Below are 14,155 nucleotides of genomic sequence, written 5' to 3'. Positions count from 1 at the left end.
CCTTTTGCGCCCATTCCGTGGCGATGGACTTTGACAATCGTCGCGTCGATCATGGCGTATTCCATGTCGGGTTCATCGCTGAGGGTGTCAAATATCCTTTTGAAAACATCGGCCTGAACCCATCTTCGGAACCGGCGGAAGGTGCTGTTCCAGTTCCCGAACTCCGGCGGCAGGTCGCGCCACGGCGCATCGGTTCGCACGATCCAAAGCACCGCCTCCAGAAACAACCGGGTATCGGTCCCAGTGCGCCCCGGAGCGGTCAAACCGCCGGGACACAAAGGCTCAATCGCACGCCACTGGCGATCCGTGAGAACAAATCTGCTCGGGTCCATTCAAACCTCCTCTTTTGGAAGGTTGAATCAGAACTCAAACCAAATGGGAATCCCGAATGTCCACAGGCCCTAAAGCGTTTCGAGTTTACCTTGAGACATCACAAAAAATCGAAACGCGTACACCCTATAGGTTGATCACTGCGTTTCGGGGTAATCCTTTGTCTCAGGTTTATCCCGAAACGCTTTAAAACCAGTCCGACAATCGAAAATCGATACCCATTGGTGAGATCAAGCGACCGCCCCATGCCGCTAAAGCCTGCCTGCTCTATCATAATGGCCGGAACAAGCACATAGAAGCAGGCGGCAAGATAGAGGCCGGGCACGATCACCAGGATCAAGCCTGCGCCGATCAACACACTCGTCAGCAAGCTTAGCAGAATGATGGGCGGGCCGTAGCGCAACGCCTGGCCGATGTAGTACCCGATCCGAATTCTTCTGCTGAGGACCGCGTCATAGGCTGCAAATGTTAGCAGAGCCGATGCAAGAAAGTAGATCACCAACTGAACGAGAATCGGAGCAAGCGAAGCGATATAGATGCTTGCCAGGCTGTCGAAGCGTTGCGGGTAAGAAAAAATGGTGATCACAAGATAGCTGCTCAGCAAAGCGGCGGGGACGGTCACAAGCATCGCCAATGGCATCAGCCACCACCCTTTGGTGAAGATCAGTTTGATCGTGTCACCCAAGAGCTTTCCAACACCCAGCGGTTCACTGAGTTCTGCGTTCAAAATCCCCTCCTGATACAAAAATACACTCTGTCGAAAGAGTCGCTATAGCCCTCACGACGCACGGCTGCATCCTATTATAGATCGAACCAGTGGCCGCCGGGACCCAAATTGACAACTTTTGTGGTTCCGATCTGACCGGTCCGCCCCCAACTGTCGTGGATATGGCCGCAGACTGCCAACCGGGGCTGAAGCCGCGCAATCGCTCTTTGGATAGCGAGTGAGCCGACAGACTGGCCAGATGAGGTCAGGTCCGCAACACCTTTCGGCGGGGCATGCGTGATCAGGATATCAACCGCTTCGCAGCCATCCAGAACCTTTGACGCGGCCTCTTCGGTCATATCGCAGGACCACTCGCCAAACGGCGTGACCGGGATGCCATAGCCCAGACCAAACAAGCGCAGTCCGTCAATCTCTGCCGCCTCACCATGCAGGACGGTCCATCCCTGATGCGCGGCGTCGCGCAATTCATCCGCGCTTTCGGCGTTCCCTGGTACCAGCACAAAAGGCACCTTGATCCCTGTCAGCAAAAACGCGGCACCAGGCAGGTTCTGACGCATATTGCAAAAATCCCCGGCCCCGATGACAAGATCGGCTTCCTGACTGGCCGCAACCAGCGCCTCAGCGCGGAATCGGGAATGGTGAAGGTCGGAGAATGCGAAGATTTTCATTTGCACCCTCTCAGGACAGCCTTGCCTTCAACGCCAGCAAATCCGCCCAGGCCTCGCGCTTTTTCTCCGGCCCGCGCAACAGAGCGGCAGGGTGAAACATCGGCAGGGTCGGAATGCCCATCACCTCGGCCCATTTGCCGCGCATCCGGGTAATGCCGGTATTTGTCTTTAGCAGGGTCTTGGTGGACGGATTGCCCATGGTGACCAGAATGTCCGGGGCGGCCAGTTCGATATGACGGTGCAAAAAGGGCAACATCATCGCCAGTTCATCCGTCGAAGGATCGCGGTTCTGCGGGGGACGCCATGGCAAGGTGTTGGTGATGTAGATGCCTTGCTTGGGGTCCTCTGCCTGACGGCTCAGGCCGATCGCAGCGAACATCTTGTCCAGCAACTGCCCCGATGGCCCGACAAAGGGCAGGCCCTGCCGATCCTCTTCCCGGCCCGGCGCTTCTCCAACAATCATGACCCGCGCCCCGCGCACCCCGTCTGCAAACACCAGATTGCGCGCGCCCTGCTTTAAAGCGCAGCCCTCAAAACCCGCCATTGCCGCTTTCAGCGCGTCCAGATCCGCACATCCTGCCGCCAACGCCGCGGTCGTCTCGCCCGGATCAACGGGCGGAGCAGCCTCTGCCGGGGGGGGCTTGGCGGGTTGGGGTGCCTTGGCCGGGGCCGCTCCCAACGCATAGCGATCCACCGGGGTATCCAGGATTGCCTCATCCGCGCCCAGTTCGATCTGCCAGGCCAAAGCGGCCAGCAGGTCGTGTTGATCTTGGATGTGGACAGGATTCGTCATGCCCTATCCTATGCCGGACCCACAGCGCGTCCAAGGGATTGTTACCCACGGCTGGTCTGCTATAACGCCGCCAATCGGCACCGGGGAGACCGCGCTTGTTTCAGCACCGCCACCTTTTGGGGATCGAAGGCCTCAGCCCCGTCGATATCACCACCATTCTTGATCTGGCCGAAACCTATGTCGACCTGAACCGGCAGCCGAACAAGCACCGGCAGGTGCTGGACGGGCTGACGCAGGTCAATATGTTCTTCGAAAACTCGACCCGCACGCAGGCAAGCTTCGAGCTGGCGGGCAAGCGGCTGGGTGCGGATGTGCTGTCGATGGCGATGCAGGCAAGCTCGATCAAGAAGGGCGAGACGCTGATTGATACCGCCCTGACCCTGAACGCGATGCATCCTGATCTGCTGGTGGTGCGGCATCCGCAGTCCGGCGCTGTGAACCTGCTGGCCTCCAAGGTCAATTGCGCGGTGCTGAATGCGGGCGATGGGCGGCATGAGCATCCGACCCAGGCCTTGCTGGACGCCCTGACCATCCGCCGCGCCAAGGGACGGCTGCACCGGCTGACCGTCGCGATCTGTGGCGACATTGCCCATTCACGGGTGGCGCGATCCAATATGATCCTGCTGGGCCTGATGGAAAACCGTGTCCGTCTGGTCGGCCCCCGCACCCTGATGCCCGCTGGCGTGGATCAGTTTGTCTCTGAGGTTACCGATGACATGGAGGAGGGTCTGAAAGACGCCGATGTCGTCATGATGCTGCGCCTGCAAAAGGAACGCATGGATGGCGGCTTCATCCCGTCCGAACGGGAATACTACCACCGCTTCGGCCTCGACGCCGAAAAACTCGCCCATGCCCGCCCCGACGCCATAGTCATGCATCCCGGCCCGATGAACCGCGGAGTCGAGATCGACGGCACCATCGCCGACGACATCAATGTCAGCGTCATTCAGGAACAGGTTGAAATGGGCGTTGCGGTACGGATGGCGTGTATGGATTTGCTGGCGCGGAACCTGAAAGGTGATCAAAATGCCTAAACTCGGACGCCTTGAAAAGGTTGGACGCGTCCGTGACATCTGGCCTGACGAAGCGCGCGACTTCACGCCGTGGCTTGCAAAACAAAATAACCTTTCACTTCTCGCCGATACACTTGGTTTTGGCGAAGAAGGTTTCGAACTTGAGGCCATCGAAGTAAACAACGGTCCGTTCCGGGCTGATATCCTATGCCGTGACACCACCAGCCCGGAAGGCGAACATGTTTTGATTGAGAACCAGTTTGGGAAGTCGGACCACGATCATTTGGGAAAACTGATTACCTATGCCAGCGGACTTAACGCCAAAACCCTGATCCTGATCGGCGAAGAGATACGGGAAGAACACCGCGCGGCCCTTGATTGGCTGAATGCAATTTCCAGCGAAGATATGCGTTTTTTTGCCGTCTCAATGGAGGTCTGGCGTATCGGGGAAAGTCTGCCGGCCCCTCGCTTCAATGTAATCGTCAAGCCCAATGACTGGTCAAAGCAAGTCTCGCGCAGCGCCAAAACCCTCGAAGCCGATCTGTCACCGCACCGCCAGATGTTGATTGAATACTGGACCGCCTTTGAAGAACGACTGGCACATTGGAAAACCTCGGTTCGACCAGTTTCACCACAACCACAAAGTTGGCTTGTCCATAGCATCGGGAAAACTGGCGTTTCGCTTAACACGTCAATCAATAGCCGCGAAAATTGGGCAAGAGCCGAGGTCTATCTTACCGGTATTTCCGCAAGTGGTTACTTCAACCTGCTAATGATCGAGAAAGATCGAATCGAAGAAGAATTCGGCCATGAATTGCAATGGTATGATGCTGCGGCCAAGGACCGACGAATCTTCATACAAAAGGATTTCACTGACGTTTCCGAAAAAGCGACATGGAAGGATCAGCACGAATGGCTGATCGAAAACATGGATGGCCTCTATCGTGTCTTCCATAACCGAATTCGTGGGCTTGATCCTGAAACGGCGGAATTATTTTGAAGATGACTTTATTGCTCACCAATGCGCGCATCATCGACCCTGCGTCAGGCACCTTGGCAAAAGGCCATCTGCGTATCGCAGATGGCATCATCACCAACATTCTGCCCCCGGATGAAACACCAACCGGCAATGTCATCGACTGCCACGGCAAATGCCTCGCCCCCGGCATCATTGATATCGGCGTAAAGGTCTGTGAACCGGGGGAGCGCCATAAGGAGAGCTTTCGCACCGCCGGGATGGCCGCTGCTGCGGGCGGCGTTACCACGATGGTGACGCGGCCCGATACCACGCCGGTGATGGATACGCCCGAGATCCTTGAATTCCATCTGCGCCGGGCTGCGGAAAGTGCCCCGGTCAATGTCCTGCCGATAGCCGCCCTGACCAAGGGGCGCGACGGGCGTGAGATGACCGAGATCGGCTTTTTGAAGGATGCAGGTGCGGTGGCGTTCTCGGACGCTGACCGGCCGGTGCGCGACACCAAGGTGCTGTCTCGCGCCATGACCTACGCCGCCGGGCTGGGTGCGTTGATTGTGGCCCATCCGCAAGAACCGGGATTGTCGGCGGGGGCGTGCATAACCTCGGGCGTGTTTGCCTCCAAACTGGGCCTGCCGGGTGTGTCACCGCTGGCCGAGCGGATGGGGCTGGAGCGGGATCTTGCGCTGGTTGAGGCAACCGGCTGTCGGTACCATGCGGATCAGATCACCTGCGCGGCGGGATTGGAGCCGCTTCGGCGCGCCAAAGCCGCCGGGCTGCCGGTGACGGCGGGCACGTCGATCCATCACCTGACGCTGAACGAATTCGACATTGGCGACTATCGCACCTTCTTCAAGGTCAAACCGCCGCTCAGGGGCGAGGAGGATCGGCTAGCCGTGGTTCAGGCCCTGGCCGACGGCGAGATTGATCTGATCAGCTCCATGCATACCCCGCAGGACGAAGAAAGCAAACGCCTGCCCTTCGAAGGTGCTGCCAGCGGGGCTGTTGCGCTGGAAACCCTGCTGCCTGCGGCCCTGCGTTTGGTTCATGCCGGTCAGATTGATCTGCCCGGCCTGTTCCGTGCCCTCAGCCTGAACCCGGCAAAGCTGCTGGGCCTGCCGAGCGGACGGATCGAGGTTGGTGCGCCCGCCGACCTGATCCTGTTCGACCCGGATGCGCCATTTGTGCTGAACCGGGCTGATCTGCACTCCAAATCCAAAAACACCCCCTTTGATCTGCAGCGGATGCAGGGTAAGGTGCTGAAAACCTGCGTTGGCGGGATAGAGGTGTTTTCAGCATGAGTTTTCTGGCGTCTTTGGCTCTGGGCTATTTTTTGGGCTCGATCCCCTTTGGTCTGGTGATCACCCGGCTTCTGGGCCTGGGCGATCTGCGCCAGATCGGCTCAGGCAATATCGGGGCCACCAATGTGCTGCGCACCGGCAATAAACCGGCGGCTTTGGCCACTGTGGTGCTGGATGCCAGCAAGGGAGGCGTGGCCGCGCTGATCGCAGGGGCACTGTTCGGCCCTAGCTTCGCGCCCTGGGCGGGCCTTGCTGCCTTTGTTGGGCATTGCTACCCGGTCTGGCTGAATTTTCGCGGTGGCAAGGGGATCGCGACCTTTCTGGGGATCGCGCTGGCGCTGAATTTCTGGGCGTGTCTGGCTGCCTGCGCGACCTGGCTGGCGCTGGCCTTGGCCACCCGGATTTCCTCGGTCGCGGGGATGGGCGCGGCGATATCGCTGCCGCTTTGGCTGGCCATCTTTGGCCGAATGGACGCGATCATTCCGACCGTTTTAATGGCCCTTCTGGCCCTTTGGCGGCACCGCGCGAATATCCAACGACTGCTGGCGGGAACCGAGCCAAAAATCGGGCAGAAGGACAGTTGACGGGCGTGCAAAGTCGACTAGCCGGCTCAATCGCCAACCGACAGCTAATGCATGATCCGCTTATCATTGAACCCGGCCGGGGTGTTAGCAAACGTAACTATCTTGCAGATCGGCCATTTGCGTCGCCTGACGCTTTTGACCAATTCCTAAAGGGAGCGACCCATGAAATACCTTCTTAGCCTGATATTAATGCTGCCCACTCTCGCTTTTGCAACACCGCCTCATATGGTCTCTGTTACAGATCAGGTTGTCGGCATCAATGATACCCATCTTTTTCTGATGCGCAGCCTGTCGTACAATCACGGCAGCTACTACATGCAACAGGTTGATCAAGTCCTGATCTCGCAATCAATTGACACAGGCAAGGAAGAAAGCGTCTGGCCTCTGCGCCAAACACTTGAGCAGGTCAACTGGGAGAGTGATGACGAAGAGTGGATGGTTATTGATAAGCCCGTCCCGTCTGCCGTTGATATGATGTCTGTGCTGCGCGAACAATCAGCACGCCCGATCAACGAGGGTGAATCACTGGACACAAGCCACCTGAAATATTCAATCGAAGACAATACGCTGAAACTTCAGCTTTCATATCACGGTGAGCAACTAAAGATCACGGTTGAGGACTTAAGCGCACGCATCACTGCAAGTTTGTTGGCATCACGTGAGGCCATCCCCCAGATCAGAGAGAACAACATCTACGAACTGCTGCAACATAGGCTAGGGTACCTTGAGGTGGATGCCTGCATAGTGAGGCGCAATCATCGCTTGTGGCGTAGAACTCACAGTAATTTAGTTCTGGCCATACAGATCAGATGCGACTTCGACGAGCCGCTGGATCTCTATATGGTCTTAACACCTGATCAGTGATCCTCTTCGACAAGGCCAAGCTGCTGTAACGTCTGCTCAAGCCGGTCAAAATCCTGTTGCGAGGCGTTGCCAAACGCCGTCATCCAAATGGACGCCTCATGCAGGCTGTCAGCCTCAAGCTGGCACCACTTGGTTCGACCCTCGCGCCGCTGGGTGATCAGTCCGGCCTGGGTCAGGGTCGCGATATGCTTGGACACCGCAGCAAGGGACATATCGAAAGGTTCGGCAAGGTCCGTCACTGTCGCATCGCCCTGCAACAGGCGACGCACGATGCGGCGGCGGGTGGGGTCAGCAAGAGCCGCGAAGGTGCGGTCAAGTTTGGCGTCCTGAGCACAAGTCATACCGGTGCTTTAGGGGGGCACTGATGAATCATCAACCATTTGGTTAAATGAAATGAGTTTTGTGACCGTAGACAACCGCAAGAATGCGGAAATTTGACTGCGCCACAAAAACTATTTAATTACAGCACTTTAAATCCAATCCAGACACCCACTCATCTGCTTGACACCCAAGCGAGCCAAGCCTAGCTTCGTGGCAACGTCACACGACCCGGAGAAGGTCCCGAAATGGCCAAACACCCGGACGGAGACAGATTGGACGCGCTGGGAAAGCGCCTTGAGGCCATCCAGGCCGAGAAGGCACCCAAGCCAGTCGCGCCCAACAAATACACAAGTGCCGGGCTGGCCTGGCGCATGGTGGCAGAGCTGGTGGTCGGCATGGCCATGGGCTTGGGCATCGGATTTGGGCTGGACCGGCTTTTCGGCACCCAGCCCTTTCTTCTGATGTTGTTCGCATTGCTGGGGTTTGCTGCCGGAGTTCGGGTGATGATCCAGACGGCGCAGGACTTCCAGAAACAGGAAGAACGGTCAAAATCGACCGAAGGATAAAAGGGACGGTGCGATGGATCGCGAAGCCGAAGCAGCCGCTGGACATGCCGCCGAAGGTGGTTTCAACATCCATCCGATGGATCAGTTCGTTATCAAACCCTTGTTTGGTGGCGAGCATGTGAACTGGTACACGATCACCAACCAGACGCTCTGGCTGGCGATTGCCCTTCTGGCTGTTTTCCTTCTGCTGATCGTCGGAACGCGTGGCCGGGCCATGGTTCCGACCCGGACCCAATCGATTGCTGAATCGATCTATGGGTTCATCCATAAGATGGTCGAGGATATCACTGGTAAGGAGGGGCTGAAATATTTCCCCTACATCTTTACTATCTTCATCTTCATCATCTTCGCCAACCTTCTGGGCCTGTTGCCTTACTCTTTCACCACAACCAGCCATATTGCACTGACGGCAGTGCTGGCCATGCTGGTCTTCTTTGCTGTGACCGTGATCGGCTTCGCCAGAAATGGTACGGCCTTCCTGAAACTTTTCTGGGTGTCCGAAGCACCGCTGGTGATCCGTCCGGTTCTGGCGGTGATCGAGTTGATTTCCTATTTCGTACGTCCGGTCAGCCACTCCATTCGTTTGGCTGGCAACATGATGGCAGGTCATGCGGTGATCAAGGTGTTCGCCGGGTTTGCCGGCGCGCTTGGCATCTTTGCTTTCGCCCCGATCCTGGCGATCACGGCCGTCTATGGGCTTGAGCTGCTGGTCAGCGTGATCCAGGCCTACGTCTTTACTATTCTGACCGTTGTGTATCTGAACGACGCACTGCACCCCGGTCACTGAAATCTTAGCCATTCCAATCAAAGGAGAACTGTCATGGAAGGCGAACTCGTACAAATGGGTAAAATGATCGGTGCCGGTCTGGCCTCGATCGGCATGGGTGGCGCAGCCATCGGTGTGGGTACCGTTGTTGGCAACTACCTGTCTGGTGCCCTGCGCAACCCGGCTGCCGCTGCTGGTCAGACAGCAACCATGTTCATCGGTATCGCATTCGCCGAAGCGCTGGGGATCTTCTCGTTCCTCGTTGCCCTTCTGCTGATGTATAGCTGAGTTGCATCGACTGATCACATCGTTCCTGCAGTCCGTATCCGTCGGGCTGCATCCGGGGCCGGTCCTGAACCGGCCCGCTGAAGGAGACGAAAATGGAAAACGGTGAAGAGCTGGAGCATGCAGCCGGTGCGGCAGAGCACGCCTCTGGCATGCCACAGCTGGAATTCTCCACCTTTCCGAGCCAGATTTTCTGGTTCTTGCTAGCACTAGTTCTGCTGTACCTGATGCTAAGCCGCATCGCGATCCCCCGCATTGCCGGGGTTCTCGAGGATCGGCATGAAGCAATGGCGAATGACCTTGAAGCCGCCGCTGATCTGAAGCGGAAGGCGGAAGAGGCCGAGGAAGCCTATGAAAAGGCGCTGGCCGATGCACGCGCCGAAGCACAGCGTATCGCCGCTGAGGCCAAGGCCGAAATTCAGAAAGTTCTGGACGCCGCCACAGCCAAGGCCGATGCCGAGATTGCGGCGAAAGCGGCAGAGTCTGAGGCCCGGATCGCGGAAATCCGCGAAGGGGCCGTCGCCAGCATTGCTGAGGTGGCAAATGACGCTGCTGTAGCCATTGTCGACAAACTAACCCCGGGGCTGGCCGACAAGGCCGCTGTCAAATCCGCCGTCGGCGCGGCCATGAAGGGATAAGGCGATGACACCGACCCTGTTGCCGCTGGCCGGAAGCGGCTTTAACCTCAACAACACAGACTTTGTTGTTCTGATCGCCTTTCTGCTGTTCATCGCAGTGCTGGTGTTTCTGAAAGTTCCGGGCAAGGTTGCTTCCTTACTTGATGCCCGTGCGGAGCGTATCCGCAGCGAACTGGAGGAGGCCCGCGCCCTGCGCGAGGAGGCCCAGACCCTGCTTGCCAGCTATGAGCGCAAGCAGCGTGAGATCACCGAACAGGCTGAAAGCATCGTGACATCTGCCAAGGCAGAGGCCGAGAATGCTGCAAAAGAGGCCAAGGCGGGGATCGAGGAAAGCGTTGCCCGTCGTCTGCAAGCAGCCCTTGACCGGATCACCTCTGCCGAGCAATCGGCGGTGAAAGAAGTTCAGGATGGTGCCGTTAATGTTGCTGTGCGCGCTGCACAAAAGGTCATCGCGGACAATCTGAAAGCTGATGATGCCAATAAGCTGATTGATGAGGCGATCAAGGATGTGGGTGCGCGCCTGCACTGATCCCTGGCCTTGATGATAGGTTTTGAGACGCCCGGTTTTGCCGGGCGTCTTTTTTTGTATATCAGGGCTTTGAAGCGGCCCGGCAAAGTGCGAATGGCCCCTTTGGGGGCCATGCCTCCGGCGGGGATATTTTGGGAACAATGAAGGCTGGGTTATGGCGTCTTGCGAAATACCTGAGACATGAGGCAGCGTTGGATGATTCAGGTTTTTCGCATGAAGCTTTATGCGACCAGTTCTTCGGCGCGTTTCAGGTCGACCGAGACCAATTGGCTGACGCCTTGTTCTGCCATGGTCACGCCAAACAGGCGATCCATACGGGCCATTGTGACGGCATGGTGGGTGATGATCAGGAAACGCGTGTCGGTTTCCTGGGTCATCTGATCCAGAAGGTCGCAGAAACGGGTCACGTTGGCATCATCCAGTGGCGCGTCGACCTCGTCCAGCACACAGATCGGTGATGGGTTGGCCAGGAATACCGCAAAGATCAGGCTGAGGGCCGTCAGGGTCTGTTCGCCACCCGATAGCAGCGACAGGGTGGCGAGTTTCTTACCCGGCGGTTGACACATAATCTCAAGCCCAGCTTCCAGCGGATCATCGGATTCCACGAGGACCAGATTGGCATCCCCGCCGCCAAACAGTGTCTTGAAGAGCTTGTTGAAATTGCTGTTGACCTCTTCAAAGGCGGTCAACAGCCGCTGGCGGCCTTCCTGATTGAGGCTGGAAATGCCGTGTCGCAGCTTGGCAATGGCCTCTTCCAGGTCGTTCTTTTCGGTCGATAGCGCGTCGAATTCTTCCTGCACTTCGCGGCTGTCTTCTTCGGCGCGCAAGTTGACCGCGCCCAGGGCGTCGCGCTGGCGGCGCAGACGGTTGACGTCGTTTTCGATCATCTCGGCCGAGGGCATGTTTTCCGGATCAGCGTCGAGCGTTTCGAGCAGTTTTTGAGGTGTAACCTCTAGTTCTTCCTCGATACGCTCGGCAGCCGCCGTTTCGCGTTCCGAGGCCGCTTCGGCCATGGCTTCGGCCCGGGCGCGCGCCTCGCGTGCTTCGCCTGCGCTGCGTTCGGTGGCACGCTCGGCGGCTTCGGCGTCGCGAAGTGCGGTTTCACCCGCAGCGAGTGCATCGGCAGCGGCCTTGCGGCGGGTCTCGGCCTCTTCAATCTTGGTTGCCAGCGCTTCGGTTTTGGCCGTGATCTCGTCCGGTGCAGCGGTTGCAGCCGTCAATTCTGTTTCGCTTTCGGTAATGCGGGTATCGAGTTCAGCAACGCGTTTATCCGCGTTTTCCAGCCGCGTTTTCCAGCCCTGCACCTCACGCGAGATTTCCTGGGATCGGCGCACACGCGCCTCGCCCTCACGGCGCAATTCATCCGACATCGCTCGTTTGGAGATCATGGCCAGACGCGCCGCTTCAACGGCGACCTTGCGTTGTTCGACCGCGTCGCGGGCGGCTTCGATATCGCCCAACTCGGCCATTGCCTGTGCGGCCTCTCGCTGTGCAAGCTCTGCGGCATTGACATCCTCGCGGGAGCGCGCCAGCGCATTGCTCAGTGTTTCGAGCCGCGTGGCCAGCGACGCGGCGGTGTTTTCGGCGCGGGAGACGTCGCGCATTGCTGCGGTCGCGGCTTCATCTGCGGTACGCCGGGTCTGGCGGGCGGTCTGTTCGGTCGATTGCGCCGCTTCGAGACGATCACGGGCAGAGCTATGCGCCTCGCGCGCCTTGCTGGCGGTGGCTTCGGCAGTCGTGGCAGCGGCGCGCAGATCCTCAAGCCGGTTCATCTGCTCCAGACGCATCGCGGCCGATGATGGCGCATCGGCCGCCGCAACCCGGAAGCCGTCCCAGCGCCATAGGTCACCATCATGGCTGACCAGTCGCTGTCCGGGCAACAACTGGTCCTGCAAACGTGGGCCATCTGCGGCATCAATCAGACCCACCTCGGCCAACCGGCGTGACAACGCGGCGGGGGCGGTGACATGTCCCGCCAAGGGCGTCGCCCCACCGGGCAGAGGCCGCAGAGTATCATAAGGGGACAGTTCCACCCAGCCCGACGCGCCATCAGCGGCAATTTTCGGGGCTTTCAGATCATCGGCCAGGGCCGCTCCAAGGGCGGCTTCGTAGCCTTTGGCGGCGCGCACCTCGTCCAGAATTTGCGGGCCATCACCCTGTTCGCGTGCGATCAGACGTTCCAGGCCGGAAACCTCGGCTGTCAAAGAGCGCGCTTCACCGTCGGCTTCGGACATTTCTGCCCGCGCATCCGCCTCGGCGGCCTGAGCTTCGGCGCGGGCGGTTTCTGACTGGGTCAGGTCGGTTTCTGCGGTCGCCGCTGCGGCAACGGCAGCTTCCTGCGCGGCTGTCGCAGCGGTTAGGCGTGCGGTTGCGCCTTCTTGTTCCTGTACGGTTTCGGTGCGCGCAGCCTCGGTCTGTGCAGAGTTTTCCTGCGCCTTGGCCAGCGATGTGGCGGCTTCCTCGGCGCGGCGTTCTGCGGCCTGATGGCGGGCAACCAGACGGGCCGCATCCTCGGTCAGTTTGTCGAGTTCGCTTTCCTCTTCCTGCAGCGCTGCGGCGGCGGCGGTCGCCTCTTCCTTGGCGAGACCAAGTTTTTCGTCATGACCCTCGGAAGCTTTGGCGATCTGCTCAGCTTCCCAATCCAACTGCTTGACCATCTCGGCGGCATCGCTGTTCAGACCGGCCTCACGGTCTTTGTCACGCCCCAGTTGGGCGATGCGGGCTTTCAGGGCCTCAATCGTGTCGCGGGCGCGGGTTTCGGCATCTTTCAGGGTATCGCGCTCGACCATAAGGCGCTGCAAAACAGCGGCGGCAATGGCTTCTTCTTCGCGCAGGGGCGGGACCTTTGTTTCCGCCTCTTCCCGGGCGCGCATTTTGGCGCTGGCCTCACCCTGCGCCGAAGCGGCCAGTTTAAGTGCCTCGCGCAGGGCCTCTTCAGCAGCGAGCTTTTCAAGCTCTGCCTCGCGCCATCGCCGATACAGCAGCAAGCCTTCGGAATTGCGCAGCTCGGTCGCAATTTCGCGGTAGCGGGCGGCCTGTTTGGCCTGACGCGCCAGCTGGTTCAATTGGGTCTGAAGGTTTTCCAGAACATCTTCGACCCGGGTCAGGTTCGTCTCTGCCCCGCGCAGCTTCAGCTCCGCCTCGTGACGGCGTTGATACAGGCCCGAGATCCCGGCCGCTTCTTCCAGAATGCGGCGACGGGCCTTGGGTTTGGCGTTAATCAGTTCCGAGATCTGGCCCTGCCGCACCAGCGAAGGGGAATGAGCACCGGTGGAGGCATCCGCAAACAGCATCTGCACATCACGGGCACGGACATCCTTGCCGTTGGTCTTATAGGCAGATCCGGCATCGCGGGTGATGCGGCGAATGATTTCCAACTGGTCGGTATCGTTGAACCCCGCAGGTGCCAGACGGTCGGAATTATCCAGATGCAGGGTCACTTCGGCCGTGTTGCGGGCCGGACGGCTGGAGGCCCCGGCAAAGATCACATCCTCCATCCCGCCACCGCGCATGGCGCTGGCGCGGTTTTCACCCATCACCCAACGCAGGGCCTCAAGCAGGTTCGACTTGCCACAGCCATTCGGTCCCACGACGCCGGTCAGACCGGGTGAGATCATGAGTTCCGTCGGATCAACGAAACTTTTGAAACCGAGAAGGCGAAGCTTGGTAAACTGCATATGACCTGCTGGTGATTCTGGTTACCGGACAGGATTCCGGGTCTGGCCGCTATGAGTCAATGAAATTCCACATTATGTGGATGGTTGGCGGAAATTATCCACAATATATCGTGCGCTTGT

General features: G+C 58.7%; 16 protein-coding genes. 10 read left to right on the top strand and 6 right to left on the bottom strand.

The genetic code is table 11. The annotated features are described in order from the left end of the window. The 4 genes from ACW9UQ_RS04230 to ACW9UQ_RS04215 form a co-directional block, all read right to left on the bottom strand. The coding region (locus tag ACW9UQ_RS04230) for an IS5 family transposase (RefSeq protein WP_458929754.1) at positions 1-332 on the bottom strand (332 nt) is incomplete at its 3' end. A gap of 98 nt (positions 333-430) precedes the next feature. After that, positions 431-1,057, bottom strand: a complete 627-nt coding sequence (locus ACW9UQ_RS04225; RefSeq protein ID WP_458929753.1) for a hypothetical protein — start codon at positions 1,055-1,057, stop codon at positions 431-433. Between the two features lie 74 nt (positions 1,058-1,131). Continuing rightward, positions 1,132-1,725 carry a metallophosphoesterase family protein gene (locus tag ACW9UQ_RS04220; RefSeq protein WP_458929752.1) on the bottom strand — a complete coding sequence of 198 codons (594 nt, stop codon included), beginning with the start codon at positions 1,723-1,725 and terminating at the stop codon, positions 1,132-1,134. Between the two features lie 10 nt (positions 1,726-1,735). Next, positions 1,736-2,518 (bottom strand): uracil-DNA glycosylase, encoded by a 783-nt coding sequence (locus tag ACW9UQ_RS04215; protein ID WP_458929751.1) that lies wholly within the window; start codon positions 2,516-2,518, stop codon positions 1,736-1,738. A gap of 95 nt (positions 2,519-2,613) precedes the next feature. On the opposite strand from ACW9UQ_RS04215, the gene ACW9UQ_RS04210 reads away from it, so the two are divergent. The 5 genes from ACW9UQ_RS04210 (at position 2,614) to ACW9UQ_RS04190 (ending at position 7,253) form a co-directional block, all read left to right on the top strand. After that, positions 2,614-3,552: an aspartate carbamoyltransferase catalytic subunit gene (locus ACW9UQ_RS04210; protein ID WP_458929750.1), complete on the top strand. Its 939-nt coding sequence runs from the start codon at positions 2,614-2,616 to the stop codon at positions 3,550-3,552. Further along, entirely contained in the window at positions 3,545-4,531 is a 987-nt protein-coding gene (locus tag ACW9UQ_RS04205; RefSeq protein WP_458929749.1) for a DUF4268 domain-containing protein, read from the top strand. Before ACW9UQ_RS04210 ends, ACW9UQ_RS04205 begins: the two co-directional genes overlap by 8 nt. 2 nt (positions 4,532-4,533) lie before the next feature. Beyond that, positions 4,534-5,805: a dihydroorotase gene (pyrC, locus tag ACW9UQ_RS04200; protein WP_458929748.1), complete on the top strand. Its 1,272-nt coding sequence runs from the start codon at positions 4,534-4,536 to the stop codon at positions 5,803-5,805. Then, positions 5,802-6,389: a glycerol-3-phosphate 1-O-acyltransferase PlsY gene (gene plsY / locus ACW9UQ_RS04195; RefSeq protein ID WP_458929747.1), complete on the top strand. Its 588-nt coding sequence runs from the start codon at positions 5,802-5,804 to the stop codon at positions 6,387-6,389. Before pyrC ends, plsY begins: the two co-directional genes overlap by 4 nt. A 162-nt stretch (positions 6,390-6,551) precedes the next feature. Further along, positions 6,552-7,253 (top strand): hypothetical protein, encoded by a 702-nt coding sequence (locus tag ACW9UQ_RS04190; RefSeq protein WP_458929746.1) that lies wholly within the window; start codon positions 6,552-6,554, stop codon positions 7,251-7,253. On the opposite strand, the gene ACW9UQ_RS04185 is transcribed toward ACW9UQ_RS04190, so the two are convergent. After that, positions 7,247-7,594 carry an ArsR/SmtB family transcription factor gene (locus ACW9UQ_RS04185; RefSeq protein WP_458929745.1) on the bottom strand — a complete coding sequence of 116 codons (348 nt, stop codon included), beginning with the start codon at positions 7,592-7,594 and terminating at the stop codon, positions 7,247-7,249. The genes ACW9UQ_RS04190 and ACW9UQ_RS04185 overlap by 7 nt on opposite strands. A gap of 225 nt (positions 7,595-7,819) precedes the next feature. On the opposite strand from ACW9UQ_RS04185, the gene ACW9UQ_RS04180 reads away from it, so the two are divergent. The 5 genes from ACW9UQ_RS04180 (at position 7,820) to ACW9UQ_RS04160 (ending at position 10,358) form a co-directional block, all read left to right on the top strand. After that, positions 7,820-8,140 (top strand): AtpZ/AtpI family protein, encoded by a 321-nt coding sequence (locus tag ACW9UQ_RS04180; protein ID WP_458929744.1) that lies wholly within the window; start codon positions 7,820-7,822, stop codon positions 8,138-8,140. Positions 8,141-8,153: 13 nt separating this feature from the next. Next, the gene (locus ACW9UQ_RS04175) at positions 8,154-8,927 is read left to right on the top strand and encodes a F0F1 ATP synthase subunit A (RefSeq protein WP_458929743.1); all 774 of its coding nucleotides are present in this window, start codon (positions 8,154-8,156) and stop codon (positions 8,925-8,927) included. Between the two features lie 33 nt (positions 8,928-8,960). Continuing rightward, entirely contained in the window at positions 8,961-9,194 is a 234-nt protein-coding gene (locus ACW9UQ_RS04170) for a F0F1 ATP synthase subunit C (RefSeq protein ID WP_458929742.1), read from the top strand. 92 nt (positions 9,195-9,286) lie between these two features. Continuing rightward, a complete protein-coding gene (locus ACW9UQ_RS04165; RefSeq protein ID WP_458929741.1) occupies positions 9,287-9,829 on the top strand; it encodes a F0F1 ATP synthase subunit B' in 543 nt (180 codons plus the stop codon). Between the two features lie 4 nt (positions 9,830-9,833). Further along, positions 9,834-10,358: a F0F1 ATP synthase subunit B family protein gene (locus ACW9UQ_RS04160; RefSeq protein WP_458929740.1), complete on the top strand. Its 525-nt coding sequence runs from the start codon at positions 9,834-9,836 to the stop codon at positions 10,356-10,358. A gap of 221 nt (positions 10,359-10,579) precedes the next feature. On the opposite strand, the gene smc is transcribed toward ACW9UQ_RS04160, so the two are convergent. Beyond that, positions 10,580-14,035: a chromosome segregation protein SMC gene (smc, locus tag ACW9UQ_RS04155; protein ID WP_458929739.1), complete on the bottom strand. Its 3,456-nt coding sequence runs from the start codon at positions 14,033-14,035 to the stop codon at positions 10,580-10,582. Positions 14,036-14,155: the final 120 nt, after the last annotated feature.

The sequence above is a fragment of the Halovulum sp. GXIMD14793 genome (assembly GCF_054457435.1).
Note: the sequence above shows the minus strand (reverse complement) of the source record. Positions and strands in the feature narration are given on the sequence as shown.